This window comes from Gammaproteobacteria bacterium, assembly GCA_029884425.1.
GTDB lineage: Bacteria > Pseudomonadota > Gammaproteobacteria > S012-40 > S012-40 > JAOUHV01.
The window spans coordinates 52905-66358 of the sequence record JAOUHV010000010.1; the positions used below are offsets into that span (position 1 = coordinate 52905).

Genomic DNA, 13454 nt, shown 5'->3' on the forward strand with positions numbered 1-13454 from the left:
AATGGCAGACGACAAACACGATAGCGTTATAGAAGCGGCAACCGCAAAGGTGGCCGAGCCCGCGGTTGACACGACAGCGACCACCGCCAAGGCCGATGATGGCAAGCACAAGACGTCGCACCCGCGAGCGAGTGGTGCGCATCGCACGCATTCCGGTGGCAGCAAAACCGCAGTTACGCTGGCGGTGTTGGCCATCCTGGCGGCGGGTGCCTCGGGCGGCGGCATGTACTGGATGTGGATGCAAATGCAGCGTCTGCAGCAGGACGAAGCGCAGCGCGCCGAGGGTGTGGTGTCATCCGTGCGCAACGACATGGCGCAGTTACGAACCGACATTATTGCCAGTCAGCAAACCCTGGAGAATCAGGCCAGCCAATCGGTGACGCAGGCGGTGGAAAGGCTGGTGGAAGCAACCAGCCGGCAGCAGCGAATCGAACAGGAACAGGAAGCGCTGCGCATCAGTCTGGAGGGTGTGTATGCCCGCATCGGCAACACCAATCGCGGCTGGATGCTGCGCGAGGCAGACTACCTGCTGCAGGTTGCCAATCATCGGCTGAAGCTTGAACGCGATTTGCCAACCGCAATTGAGGCGTTGCGCCTGGCCGATTTGCGCTTGAAATCAGTTGGCGATCCGGCGCTGCTGAATGTGCGCGAAACCATCGCCGCTGAAATTGGCTCGCTGGAACGATATTCCGCGCCTGATCGTGTAGCCATTTCCAGTACGCTGGCGGCCTTGTCGACGCAAATTGTCGAACTGCCGTTGCGCGGCAAATGGCAGCCAGAGGCGCAGCGTCAAGCCAGCAGTGCCGAGCAGTCGCATCGTTTTGACGAACTGCCCAGCATGATTTGGGAATCCTTGAAGCAACTGATTGTGGTGCGGGTTAACGACCGGCCAGTGGAGCCGACGTTGCCACCGGAAAAATCTGCGTTCCTTTATCAAAATCTGCAGCTCAAGCTGGAACAGGCTCGCCTGGCGTTGATGCAGCATGACACCACGCTTTACCGCAGCAATTTGCATGACACCCAGCGCTGGATCAAAGGTCACTTCAACATGGATGCGCCACCAGTGCGCGCTATGCTGGCCAAACTCAACGAGCTGGATGTCACCGAGTTAAATCCAGCCCTGCCGGACATCAGCGCGTCTCTGCGTACGCTGCACACTGTGCTTCCGCGTATCAAAGCAGATGGCAGTCGTATCGGTGGTGGCAATGCTTTTCCACCTGTCGCTGCGGCTGGAGGAAAGTAATCGATGAAAGTGCTTGTGTTGACGTTGGCGGTGTTGGTGGGAGGCAGTGCGCTGGCAGTGTTTCTCAGACAAGACCCGGGGCACGTGCTGATCAGCTACCAAAAATACACGGTTGAAATGTCGCTGGTGCTGTTTGTGATTCTGACCGTGTTGACCGTGTTGCTGCTGTATGTGGTGGTGACCGTGGTCAATAATATTCGTCTTGGGCCAGAGCGTTACCGCAAATGGCGAGCGCAGCGCAATCAGCAACGGGCCTATGACACCTTGAACAAAGGTCTGCTGGCCTCTGCCGAAGGTGAATGGAAAAAAGCCGAAAAAAATCTGCTGGCCTACGTCAAGGACAGCAACAATCCACGCACGGCCTATCTGGCGGCGGCCAAGGCAGCCCAGGCCCAGGGCGCGGCCGAGCGACGCGACGAATACCTGAAATTGGCGCACCAGTTTGCTGGCGGTGATGATGCCGCGGTCGACATGATTCGCGCCGAACTGCAAATTGACTCCGGCGAGTGGAATGAAGCGCAGACTTTGCTGGAACGGCTGCGTCAACGTTATCCAAAAAATTCGCATGTGCTGCTGTTGCTGATCAGTGTCTACGAGCAGTTGTCGAACTGGGAAGCGATGCTGGTATTGTTGCCCGAACTGTATCGTCGCAAGGTATTGCCCGAAACGCGTTTGCAGGAGCTGGAGCGTTTGGCTTATCAGGGCAAACTGATAGCGGCGAGCAACGCCGAGGATACAACCGAACTGACCAATGTCTGGGAAGCTATCCCCAAGCGCTGGCGCGAAGATGCGGCGGTGCTTGGTCGCTATCTGCGCTACGTCATCGTGCGCGGTGACATGGAGCAGGCCGAATCATTGTTGCGCGCATCGCTGGCGCAGCAGTGGAACGAGCAACTGGTTTATCTGTTTGGTTTGCTGCACTTGCCCAATGCACCACAGGCGCTAGGCTGGATGGAAAAAACCTTGTTGCCCGGCCATCAGGGCGACACGGTGTTGTTGCAGGCGCTTGGCCGGGTCGCAATGCAGGCCCGCCTGTGGGGCAAGGCGCGCACTTATCTTGAAGCGGCGACGCGACAAGGAGCCGAGCCGGAAATTTATTTTAATCTGGCAACCGTACTGGAAAAACTCGATAACACCGACGCCGCACGCGAGTGTTATCGCAAAGGATTGGCTGCTGCATCGCAACAGCGGGAAAAGTTGGTGTTGAAGTCGTAGAGCTTTTTGCAGCCGACAAATGAAAAAGGCGATGAATCCTCATCGCCTTTTTTGTTGGCTGATACTTTTGCCGAGATTACTTCAGTTCTTGCTTCAGTAACGACTCGTTAATGTTGCAGCCCAGGTGTTCGCTGATGATGCGCATGTCGCGTTCGGCGTTAAACAGGCAGCTGGTGGCGCCGGGGGAGGGCGTCATGTTGAAAATAATGCCGTTGCCAGGATTGATTTTCGCTTCGCCCAAATGCAGTTTGCGGTTGATCTTGTCGATCATTACCGGGCGAATGCCGCCGACATTTTTGGCGAATTCCAGATCTGACAATTGCAGCGTTGGTACCACTTTGCGCGCGTCCTTGAGGAACAGTCGGCGGCGGATCAGCGGAATTTCGAACAGGAAATTTTTCAGCAGATACTGGCGAATGTCTTTGACCTTGAACAGGTCGAACAGTACCGCCATGGCGCGCGCATCCAGGCCGAACACCTGGAAAAACTCATGCATGGTGCCGAAGTTGTAGCGCTCCAGCATGGGCAGCATCAATGCTGTGGGTCCAAAGCGGGTTTTGCCATCGACCAGTACGTCGGGATCACCATGGATCGCTGCGAAAGGCAGTTTGTCATTTTGTACGGTGTAGACTTTGCCGTTGAGCACTGAAGGCGTGTAGTAAAAACTGCCCGCAACCGGCAAACACGCGAACTCCAGACCAAAGCCCATGCGCTGGGCGAACAGCAAACTGTGACCGCCGGCAGAAACCACCACAAAGCGGGTGTTGATGGTGCCTTCGTTGGTGATGACGTCGTAGCCGTTATCGCGAGGCTCAATGCGCAGCACTTTGGTGTTGAGTCGTACTTCGATGTTTTTGCCGCTGGCTTGCTTGGCATCGCTGGCCATCGCTTCGGACAATTGCTGGAAGTTGACTGCGCTGTAGTCGTTGCGAGCACCGACACCGACAATTTCTTCTTTGCGGCCTCCGACGACCTTGGGTTCGATCTTGGCGATGTCGCTTGATTCGAACAATTCCATGGTCGGAAAGTGCGGGCTGAATTTTTCAAAACGTGCGCGCAGCGAGTCGCATTCGTCACGGCCTACACCCAGTACCATTTTTGGATAGCGGCGCATCAGGCGGTCGCGTGCACTGTGGGCGCTGGCATAGCGCTCCAGCATGGCGGCGGCAGACTTTACCTGAATGGCTTTTTCCAGCGAGTAATTGGTTTCGATGTCGCCACAATGCAGGGTCTGACTGTTGTTGCGGCCATGAGAATTGAGCGAGGCCAGGCTGGCATATTTCTCAGTCAGGGTGATGTTTTTCAGATCAGTGTATCTGGCGAGGGTGTGTAGCAGCGCGGTGCCGGAAACTCCGCCACCGATAATCACTACGTCTTTTGGTGAACTCTCGGTCATGGATGCAAAACTCGGATAGTCAGTCTTGTTGGTACCACATTATCGACAGGAATGGACAAAAGTTGATCGAAATCAGTTGGCTGATTCGTGTCGGCAGAATGCGCAGTTGCGCCGCAGTATACCGGTTCCGTGGGAACGAATAAATATTTGGCTGGATGACCCCGCAAGCGAATAGCCTGCGGGGCCATGATGACGCGGCCTAATTGGCCGCGTACGTGAAGGCGTCGGCGTAGAAGTTATCGCTTTCCAGACCTTTTTCGGCAAACGCCTGGCGTCCGGCGTCTATCATCGCGGGTGGTCCGCAGGCATACACTTCGTAATTGCGCATGCTGTGGAAGTCATTGGCGATGGCTTGATGCACCAAGCCACGACGACCCTGCCAGGGATGGTCTGCAGCGATGTTGGACAGCACCGGCTTGTAGCGGATATTGGCGTAGTTGGCGGCCCATTCCTTGGCCAGCGCGTCCATGTACAGGTCTTTTTCTTCGCGAACACCCCAGTATAAATGCATGGAACGCTGGCAGCCCTGGGCGATTAAATGCTCGATAATGCTCTTGATCGGCGCAAAGCCTGTGCCGCCGGCCATGAAAATGATGGGATTGGTGGACTCGTCGCGAACAAAGAAACTGCCCAGCGGGCCTTCGATACGCAGGATGGCTTTTTCCTGCATTTCGTTGAATACCATATTGGTGAAATAACCATCGGGAATCTGGCGAATGTGCAGTTCCAGCAGTGCGTCGTCGTGCGGCGCATTGGCCAGGGAGAAGCTGCGACGGCGACCATCCTTGAGCAAAATATCGATGTACTGGCCGGCGAGAAATTCCAGGCGCTCGGTCATGGGCAATTTCAGTTTCATCTGCATGACATCGTCAGCGAGTTTTTGCAGTACGGCCACGCGGGTTGGCAGAATTTTGATTTCCTGATCCTTGGTGGCGCCGATTTCTTTGACTTCAAGCACGATGTCGCTGCTGGGAATGGCCTGACAGAACAGCGCCATGCCGGCGGTGCGTTCGGTGGCGCTCAGGGCAATGGGGTCGTCCTCGTAGCTGACTTCGCCGGAAACGATTTTGCCCTTGCAGGCACCGCAGGCGCCGCCCCGGCAACTGTAGGGCAGGTTGAAGCCGTGTCGCAAGCCTGCCTCGAGCAGGGTTTCGCCGTCTTCTGCATCGAAGTGGTGGCCGCTGGGTTGAATTTCAATTTTATAGCTCATCGTTCTTCTTTGCGTTTAGGATACGGGTAGTCGGGTATTCTCGCTAATTTAGGCAGACAGGAAAAGACGTGGAGATCAAATCAGTTATTGTGGGCTTGGGCGATATCGGTTTGCGCATCGCTTATCGGATAAAACTGCAGACCGGACAGGCGGCGCTGGGCTTGTGTCGTCGGCCAGAAAAGGCGGCGGACTACACTCATGTGGTGGCGCGGCAGATGGATTTGGATGCGGCAGAGGTGGGGGCGGCGGATTACACTGGCAAGGCGGTGTACTATCTGGCACCACCTCCGACCACCGGTGATAGCGATCCACGCATGGCCGCGTGGTTGCGCGGGATTCCGCTGACCGGATTGCCACTGAAGATTGTGCTGATCAGCACCACCGGTGTGTATGGCGATTGCGAGGGGGAATGGATTGACGAGCGGCAGCCGCTGAATCCCCAAACCGACCGTGCGCGGCGGCGGGTGGATGCCGAGCAACAATTGCAGCAATGGGCCGATCCGCTGGGGGTGGAGTGGCTGATTTTACGCGTGGCGGGTATTTATGGCCCGTGGCGTTTGCCGCTGGAGCGGTTACGGCAGGGAATGACGATTCTGGCCGAGGCGGACAGCGGCTACAGCAACCGCATTCACGCCGATGATCTGGCGGCGGCGTGCGTGGCGGCAATGTATGGCGGTGATAATCGGCAAGTCATCAATGCCACCGATGGACATCCATCAAGCATGGGCGACTATTTTCGTCAGGTGGCGCGTGAGTATGGTTTGGCGGCTCCGGCGGAGGTGGACTGGGCGCAGGCACAGCAGCAAATGTCGGCGGAGATGCTGTCGTATCTGCGCGAGTCCAAGCGAATCGACAATCAGCGCCTGCTGGCTCTGCCCGGATTTACGCTGATGTATCCGGATCTGAAATCGGGTCTGCATGCCTGTCGGTTGGCTGAAGGGGATTATTAGCCGATGGCTACAGTCGACGGCGTATGCCGCCGATAACGTCGACAAGGGGAACCTTAGGGAAACCAGATGGCATTTACGATCTATGGCCCAGGCATTCGCGACGAGGTGAAACTCGATAACCTGTTTCGCGAACCGCAACTGGAAGAAACTGCCGCTATCCGTGCTGCTCGCGGTGTGGATGATCAGACGCAGCAGCAGTCGCAACAGCAGCCGACGCCGCGTCAGCGGCTGGTGCAATCGCATGCGGGTAAGGCCTATGAGTCCACGCGCAACATTCGCCAGGAGCGCGAACTGGCGATCCGTGCTCATCAGTTGATGAGTTCGCCGGTGGTGACCCTGCACGAGCAAGCCACGATTGTGCAGGCGTGGCGACTGTTTCGCGAAAGCCGCTTCCGCTATGTGCCGGTGGTTGATGGGCTGGGTAAGGTGGTTGGCATCATGTCGGACAGGGCGTTGCTGCGTTACGCGGCGACCAGCGGAAATGTGCCGCCGTATGCGGATGATTCCGAGCAGTCGCGGCTGATCATTCGACCGCTGATGAGCGCGCGCGTGGTAACGGCGACGCCGGACACGGAAATTCGCCAGATTGCGCGCCTGATGTTCGAACGACGCATCGGCGCTATGCCCATCGTCGATTTTTCCGGCAGTCTGGTGGGTATCATTACCCGCAGCGACATCTTGCGGACGCTGGTGAACAACGCGCCGCTGGAGTTGTGGATCTAGTTGTTACATCTCTACCGGCTCGGCAATGCCGTGGCCTTGCACAAAATCAATTCCGATCTCTTCCAGGGCGTACAGAATGTCGTCGTTTTCAACAAACTCGGCAATGGTCTGGATGCCCAGCACATGGCCGATCTGGTGAAAGGCTTCCACCATTGCCAGATCAACTTTGCTCTGCGTGATATTGCGCACGAAGGAACCATCAATCTTCAGGTAATCAATGTTCAGGCGTTTCAGGTAACTGAACGATGACATGCCGCTGCCAAAATCATCCAGCGCAAACCGGCAGCCGAGTGATTTTAATTCGCGAATAAATTGGGTCGCGTTGAGCCAGTTGGCAATCGCCGCAGTTTCGGTAATTTCAAAACAGATTTTGTGTGGATTAATGCCACTGTGCTGAAATTCGTTCAGCACATAGCCGAGAAAACTGTCGTCAGTGAACGATTGGGCGGAAATGTTGATGGTCCACAATTCGGCATTGAGGTCATCGTGTTGTCCAGAGGCCAACGTGTGCAGTGCATGACGTATGACCCAGCGGTCAATGTTGGTCATCAGGCCAAAGCGCTCGGCAGCAGGAATAAATGCCAATGGCGAAATGAGCTGGCCATTGGTGTCTATCATTCGCAGCAATAACTCAAAATGCTGACCGCCAACGGTGTTGCGGGTGGGGCGAATCAGTTGGCGGTGAATCAAAAAGCGGTCTTCTTCCAGCGCGCGGGTGATATTGGAGGTTTGCAGCATGTCGCCGTGATGCTGATTGATTTCATTGTCATCCAGACTATGAATCCAGGCGCGATTGCGGCCTTGATCTTTGGCGACATAACAAGCGGCATCGGCCTGACGCAACGCATCGATAGCGCCCTCGGAGAATTGATCGATCAGCACGATGCCGATGCTGGCGCCGACTTTGAAAATGTTGTCCTGCCAGGAAAAGCGGAAATTTTGTACGCGCAGCAGCAACTGGTTGGCTATGCTGAGCGCCTGTTCGGCTTCGCAGTTTTCCAACAGCAAACCAAATTCATCGCCACCCAGTCGCGCCAAGGTGTCGTTGTAACGAATGTCATGCTGCAGCAGCTCTGACAGGTCCTGCAGTAATTTATCGCCAGCGTCATGGCCACAGGTGTCGTTGACGATTTTGAACTGATCCAGGTCAATGTACAGCAACGCGTGTTGCTCGTTGCGCAAGCGAGCCAGTTCAATGGCCTGACCAAGGCGACGCTCAAATTCGCGACGATTGAGCAGGCTGGTGAGCACGTCATGTTGTGCGTGCCAGTGAAGCTGGCTGCTGATCATCCGTGAATGAGTGACATCGCGGAATACAATCACATGGCCGCTGCAGATATTTTGCTCGCAACGCAGTGGCGAAATGCTACCTTCGACGGCATAAATTTCATGGTGGCGATTTTTCAGTTGCAACTCGCCGGGAAGATCTACTGTGGTGTTGTATTCGCTGGTCAGCAAATCCAGTGGCCGGTCAGTGCGCTCATCAGAGACACAAATGACACCGCTAAATGGCTGGCCTTGGGCTTCATCATTTGTCCAGCCGCACAGCGATTCGGCGACAGGATTGAGGAAAGTGATGCGTTTTTCGTTGTCTACGGAAATGACCGCTTCGCCCAGGGCTTTCAGGGTGGTCTGCGCCTGGTGTTTTTCTCGCCGCAGATCAGTTTCCATGCGGCTGGTGCGGCGCATGACCAGTGCGGCGACGATAATGGCCAACGCAATGGTGGCGATATCAAACAGGCCGATGAAGCGTGCGATTTGCTGATGCTCATTTTTTGCGCTCAGGAGTCGTTCCTGTGTGGTGCGATCAAGGTGTTTGATGAGCGATTCCAGGTTTTCGGCGAGCTGTTGCCCGGTTTCCATTTCTGTTTGCAGGTCTTGGGTATGGTTCGCATGCAGTTGCACTACCTTGGTGAGTAGTTGGCTGGCAGGCGTCAGTGACGCACCCTGAGGGTGTTTGGCCAGTTCGTCGATGGTGTGTTTGATTTGTTGCAGTGGAACGCTGAGTCGTTGGTAGTTTTCCAGCGCCAGTGCGTTGCTGTTGGTCTGGATTTGATAAATCGCCAGGTTGTTGTAGCGCAGTAGTTGCAGCAGCGAATGCGCAGCTTGGGTTTGTTGGTCGTGAATGCTGGCAATGGTGAAATTGGCGTCGCGAGTGTTATGGACGTAGCGTTGTCCCGTAAAGCTGACGAGTGCCATCAGGATGACAATCAGCAAGAATCCGGAACCCACGCTGTGTTGGGTGCTCATAATTTTATTCATTGTTGTAGCACAGCTTTCGCGGGCCATCCGTGGCAGTGGTCCGTGGCGTCTGGCGCACGGCATACAATGTCTAACAGTTAGTATTTACTCAATCTAATTGATGAAATCAAGAACCAGAGTAAGTTTCCGTAATGTTTTCAATCTATTGACATATGGAAACCGGAAGAAAATGCCGGGATAAAAATGGCGTGCGCCCCCCGGCACCATTGATTAAAATAGGCGCCCCACGAAATTCCAGAGTAGATGTCCGGTGTCCGCCCAGCTCAATCCCCGTCAGTTAGAAGCGGTCAAATATATTGACGGTCCATTGTTGGTGCTGGCCGGTGCTGGCTCGGGCAAAACCCGCGTTATCACCCAGAAAATCGCCTATCTGATCCAGCAATGTGGCATGCAGGCGCGCAATATCGCTGCCGTGACCTTTACCAACAAAGCCGCTCGCGAGATGAAAGAGCGTGCCTCGGCACTGCTGGAGGGCAAGCAGGGGCATGGCTTAAAAGTATCCACCTTTCACACCCTGGGCCTGAATATTATTCGCCGCGAGTATAAGCATCTGCGGCTGAAGGCCGGCTTTTCCATTTTTGATGCCTCGGATTCGCATGGCCTGATTCGCGAAATCATGAATCGTGACATTGGCGGTGATCAGGACATTGTGCAGTTGGTGCAGTGGAAAATTTCCGGCTGGAAAAATGACCTGGTTTCTCCCTCTGCGGCGATGTCGCGGGTTGAAGATGAAACTGATCGTGTCGCAGCGGTGGTCTACGAAGCCTATGCCCGTCATTTGCAGGCGTACAATGCGTTGGATTTTGATGACCTGATTTATCGCCCGGTGGAGCTATTCCGCGATTTTCCCGAGGTGCTGCAGGAGTGGCGCAACCGGATTCGCTATTTGCTGGTGGACGAGTGCCAGGACACCAACGGCTGTCAGTACGAGCTGGTGAGGTTGCTGGTAGGCAGTCGCGGCGCGTTGACGGTGGTGGGTGATGACGATCAGTCCATTTACGCCTGGCGTGGTGCGCGGCCGGAAAACATGGCGACACTAAAAAATGATTTTCCGAATCTGAAAGTGGTCAAGCTGGAACAGAATTACCGTTCCATGGGGCGCATCCTCAAAGCGGCAAACACCTTGATCGCCAATAATCCCCACGTGTTTGAGAAAACCTTGTGGAGCGACAAAGGCTTCGGTGATCCGTTGCGCGTTATTCGCTGCAAGGATGACGAGCACGAAGCGCAGCGAGTGGTCAGTGAAATTCTGGCGCATCGTTTCAAACATCGCACCGACTATCGCGACTATGCGGTGCTGTACCGCAGCAATCACCAGAGCCGGCTGCTGGAAAAATCTCTGCGCGAGCATCGTATTCCGTATTTTTTAACTGGCGGCAGTTCGTTTTTTGAGAAGAGTGAAGTTAAGGACATCATGTCCTATCTTCGTTTGCTCGCCAACCCAGATGATGACTCCGCGTTTTTGCGCATCATCAATGTGCCGCGTCGCGAAATCGGTGCTTCCACCATGGAAAAACTGGGCGCCTATGCGCAGCAGCGCAACGTCTCGTTGTACGACGCCTGTTGGGAGATGGGCTTGGCCACCGTGCTGCCTGAGCGAGCAGTGGTAAATTTGCAGCGGTTTGTCGAATGGATTTCGCGCATTCGTGATCGTGCCGAGCGCGGTGACTTCATGGAAGCGCTGCGCGACATGGTGCGCGAAATGGATTACGAAGTCTGGCTCAATGATCAGAGCAAGGACGAAACCGCTGCCGAAAAACGCATGGCCAATGTGTACGAATTGCTTGCATGGATACAGCGCGTGCAGGAGGCCGAAGATGGCGGCAAAGACAAAACCCTGGCCGAGGTGGTATCGTACCTGACGCTGATGAATATTCTTGATCGCCAGGAGGACGAAGAGTCCGGTGACGCGGTGTCGCTGATGACGCTGCATGCGTCCAAGGGTTTGGAATTTCCCTACGTGTTCATCATTGGCATGGAAGAAGAAATTCTGCCGCACCGCACCAGTCTGGAAGAAGACAATATCGAAGAAGAACGTCGCCTGGCCTACGTGGGCATTACCCGCGCGCAACGTAATTTGACGTTTAGTTTTGCCTCGATTCGCCGGCGCTATGGCGAGACCGCCAGTTGTGAGCCCAGTCGTTTTCTCAACGAGCTGCCGGAAGATGATTTGATCTGGGAAGGCGGCAAGGCCGAGCAGGTGGACCCGGAAGAGCGCCAGCAGCGCGGTCAGGCACATTTGGCGAATTTACGTGGGATGTTGAAAAGGGAATAGAGAAATGAAAAAGCTGATAGGGATGTTGTTGGGTTTATCGACGGTTGCCTGCGTTGCCATTCCGGTGACCGACTATAGTTACGAGGCGAAGTGCGAAATTTCGTCGGACCGGAAAACGCTGAAAATTATCGATGTGGCCAAGGAAACGAATACGTATTATTCGATTGAGGGACTCACGTCCACGCCAATTTTGTTGCCAATCAGCGCGGTTGTTTCGGGGACATACGTTGCCATAAACAACGTGTATCAGATAGGCGAGGAAAGAGTGAAGTGCGGTTCCGGGGAAAACCAGAAAAACAGGAATTAGGTTGGGCAGTCCTGTCCCAGCAAAAACGGCTGCAGATAGTTGCGGCCATCCAGTTCAAATCCTGGCGAAGCCATTTTTAAACGGCCTTGCGCAAACCATTTCACCACGCGTGGATAAATGACGTGTTCTTGCTGCTGCACTTTGGCAGCCAGCGTTTGTGCGTTGTCGTCGCTGGTTATATCGACTGCGGCTTGCAGTATTGCCGCGCCCGCATCCAATTCTTCACTGACAAAATGCACACTGACGCCATGCTGTGTTTCGCCTGCATCGATTGCGCGCTGATGAGTGTTGAGGCCGCGAAACTTGGGCAGCAATGATGGATGGATGTTGAGCATGCGGCCGCTGTAGCGGCGCACAAAATCGTCGGTGAGGATGCGCATGAAACCGGCCAGTACCACCAGTTGCGGTGCGTGGCGATCAATCGCCTGCATCATCGCCGCGTCATAGTCTTCGCGGCTGGGAAAATCTTTGTGAGAAATGACTTCGGTGGCAATGCCTGCCTGACGGGCGCGCTCCAGGCCAAAGGCATCGGCGCGATTGCTGAACACGGCGCGGATGGCGATGGGCAGAGAGCCGTCGTTTTGACCGTCGATCAGGGCCTGCAGATTGCTGCCGCTGCCGGAGATCAAAACGACAACGGGCATGACAGAAGTCATGCCCTGGGTGTTGCGCGTCATGTGATTATCTGACGCTGACGTAGGGTTCGGCCTGGTCGCAGGCTTCCAACTGACCAATGACCTGCGCCTGTTCGCCGTCGGCCTTGAGCGAGGCCAGTACTGCCGCGACATCGGCCTGCTCTACGCACAGCACCATGCCGATACCGGCGTTGAAGGTGCGGTACATTTCCTGGTCCTGGATGTTGCCCTTCTCCTGCAGCCAGTCAAAAATCGCTGGACGTGTCCAGCTCTTGCCATCGATGGCGGCATGGGTATGCTCGGCCATGACGCGAGGCAGGTTTTCCAGCAGGCCACCGCCAGTGATGTGGGCGGCGGCGCGGATCTTGCCGGCCTTCATCAGCTTGAGCAGCGGTTTGACGTAAATGCGGGTCGGTGCCAGCAGGGCGTCACCCAGGGTGGTGTCGCCAAACGCATCGGTCAACTTGGCGCCGGCATGGTCAACGACCTTGCGGGCCAGAGAGTAACCGTTGGAGTGCAGACCGGAGGAAGACAGGCCGATCAGTGCCTGGCCGGGTTTGACCTGGCTGCCGTCGATGATGTCGTCTTTCTCGACAATGCCGACCGCAAAACCGGCCAAGTCGTAGTCGCCAGGGCTGTACATACCGGGCATTTCTGCGGTTTCGCCGCCGATCAGGGCGCAGCCAGACTGCAGGCAGCCTTCGCCAATGCCGCTGATGACCTGGGAAGCCGCGTCAACGTCGAGCTTGCCCGTGGCGTAGTAGTCGAGGAAGTACAGTGGTTCGGCGCCCGTGACGACAATGTCGTTCACGCACATGGCCACCAGGTCGATGCCGATGGTGTCATGCTTGTTTAATTTTTGCGCCAGCATTAATTTGGTGCCCACGCCATCAGTTCCGGAGACCAGGACGGGCTTTTTGTAGCCGGCGGGTAGTTCGAACAGGCCACCGAATCCTCCCAGGCCGGAAACCACGCCTGGACGGCGAGTGGCTTTGGCGATGGGCTTGATACGGTCAACCAGAGCGTTACCGGCGTCGATATCGACACCAGCGTCACGGTAATTCAGCGAAGGCGTTTTCACGATGGGGGCGGTCTCTAATGTAATGATTGCTCAGGAAAATGGACAAAATACGGTACAAAACCAAAACATGCTAGACTGTGAGCCGAGGGTGCCGTTTGGGGGGTGCCCGGAGATAGTCAGCGGCGCCCATTATATCAGCTTGGGATTGAACATAGGT

General features: G+C 55.5%; 11 protein-coding genes. 6 read left to right on the forward strand and 5 right to left on the reverse strand.

Annotated elements, in window-relative coordinates:
• Window position 1 precedes the first annotated feature (1 nt).
• Together OEW58_04655 and OEW58_04660 are read left to right on the forward strand one after the other, a co-directional pair.
• Complete coding sequence (locus OEW58_04655; GenBank protein ID MDH5300633.1) at window positions 2–1243, forward strand: uroporphyrinogen-III C-methyltransferase; 1242 nt, start codon at window positions 2–4, stop codon at window positions 1241–1243.
• 3 nt (window positions 1244–1246) lie between these two features.
• Window positions 1247–2458, forward strand: a complete 1212-nt coding sequence (locus OEW58_04660; protein ID MDH5300634.1) for a hypothetical protein — start codon at window positions 1247–1249, stop codon at window positions 2456–2458.
• A gap of 76 nt (window positions 2459–2534) precedes the next feature.
• Here OEW58_04660 and OEW58_04665 read toward each other — a convergent pair whose 3' ends face one another.
• Together OEW58_04665 and OEW58_04670 are read right to left on the reverse strand one after the other, a co-directional pair.
• Window positions 2535–3854 carry an FAD-dependent oxidoreductase gene (locus tag OEW58_04665; GenBank protein ID MDH5300635.1) on the reverse strand — a complete coding sequence of 440 codons (1320 nt, stop codon included), beginning with the start codon at window positions 3852–3854 and terminating at the stop codon, window positions 2535–2537.
• A 199-nt stretch (window positions 3855–4053) separates the two neighbouring features.
• The gene (locus OEW58_04670; GenBank protein ID MDH5300636.1) at window positions 4054–5064 is read right to left on the reverse strand and encodes a CDP-6-deoxy-delta-3,4-glucoseen reductase; all 1011 of its coding nucleotides are present in this window, start codon (window positions 5062–5064) and stop codon (window positions 4054–4056) included.
• Window positions 5065–5132: 68 nt separating this feature from the next.
• Here OEW58_04670 and OEW58_04675 point away from each other — a divergent pair, with 68 nt between their 5' ends.
• On the forward strand, window positions 5133–6014 hold the full coding sequence (locus OEW58_04675; GenBank protein MDH5300637.1) for an SDR family oxidoreductase: 882 nt from the start codon (window positions 5133–5135) through the stop codon (window positions 6012–6014).
• Window positions 6015–6080: 66 nt separating this feature from the next.
• Window positions 6081–6737 (forward strand): CBS domain-containing protein, encoded by a 657-nt coding sequence (locus OEW58_04680; GenBank protein MDH5300638.1) that lies wholly within the window; start codon window positions 6081–6083, stop codon window positions 6735–6737.
• A gap of 3 nt (window positions 6738–6740) precedes the next feature.
• On the opposite strand, the gene OEW58_04685 is transcribed toward OEW58_04680, so the two are convergent.
• Window positions 6741–8987, reverse strand: a complete 2247-nt coding sequence (locus tag OEW58_04685; GenBank protein ID MDH5300639.1) for an EAL domain-containing protein — start codon at window positions 8985–8987, stop codon at window positions 6741–6743.
• Between the two features lie 262 nt (window positions 8988–9249).
• Between OEW58_04685 and rep the strand changes: the two genes are divergently transcribed.
• Complete coding sequence (gene rep, locus OEW58_04690) at window positions 9250–11274, forward strand: DNA helicase Rep (GenBank protein MDH5300640.1); 2025 nt, start codon at window positions 9250–9252, stop codon at window positions 11272–11274.
• Window positions 11275–11278: 4 nt separating this feature from the next.
• Window positions 11279–11581, forward strand: a complete 303-nt coding sequence (locus tag OEW58_04695; protein MDH5300641.1) for a hypothetical protein — start codon at window positions 11279–11281, stop codon at window positions 11579–11581.
• Here OEW58_04695 and purN read toward each other — a convergent pair.
• Window positions 11578–12225: a phosphoribosylglycinamide formyltransferase gene (gene purN, locus OEW58_04700; protein MDH5300642.1), complete on the reverse strand. Its 648-nt coding sequence runs from the start codon at window positions 12223–12225 to the stop codon at window positions 11578–11580. The genes OEW58_04695 and purN overlap by 4 nt on opposite strands.
• A gap of 37 nt (window positions 12226–12262) precedes the next feature.
• Window positions 12263–13300, reverse strand: coding sequence for a phosphoribosylformylglycinamidine cyclo-ligase (gene purM, locus OEW58_04705; protein ID MDH5300643.1), 1038 nt, complete (start codon window positions 13298–13300; stop codon window positions 12263–12265).
• Between the last annotated feature and the right edge of the window lie 154 nt (window positions 13301–13454).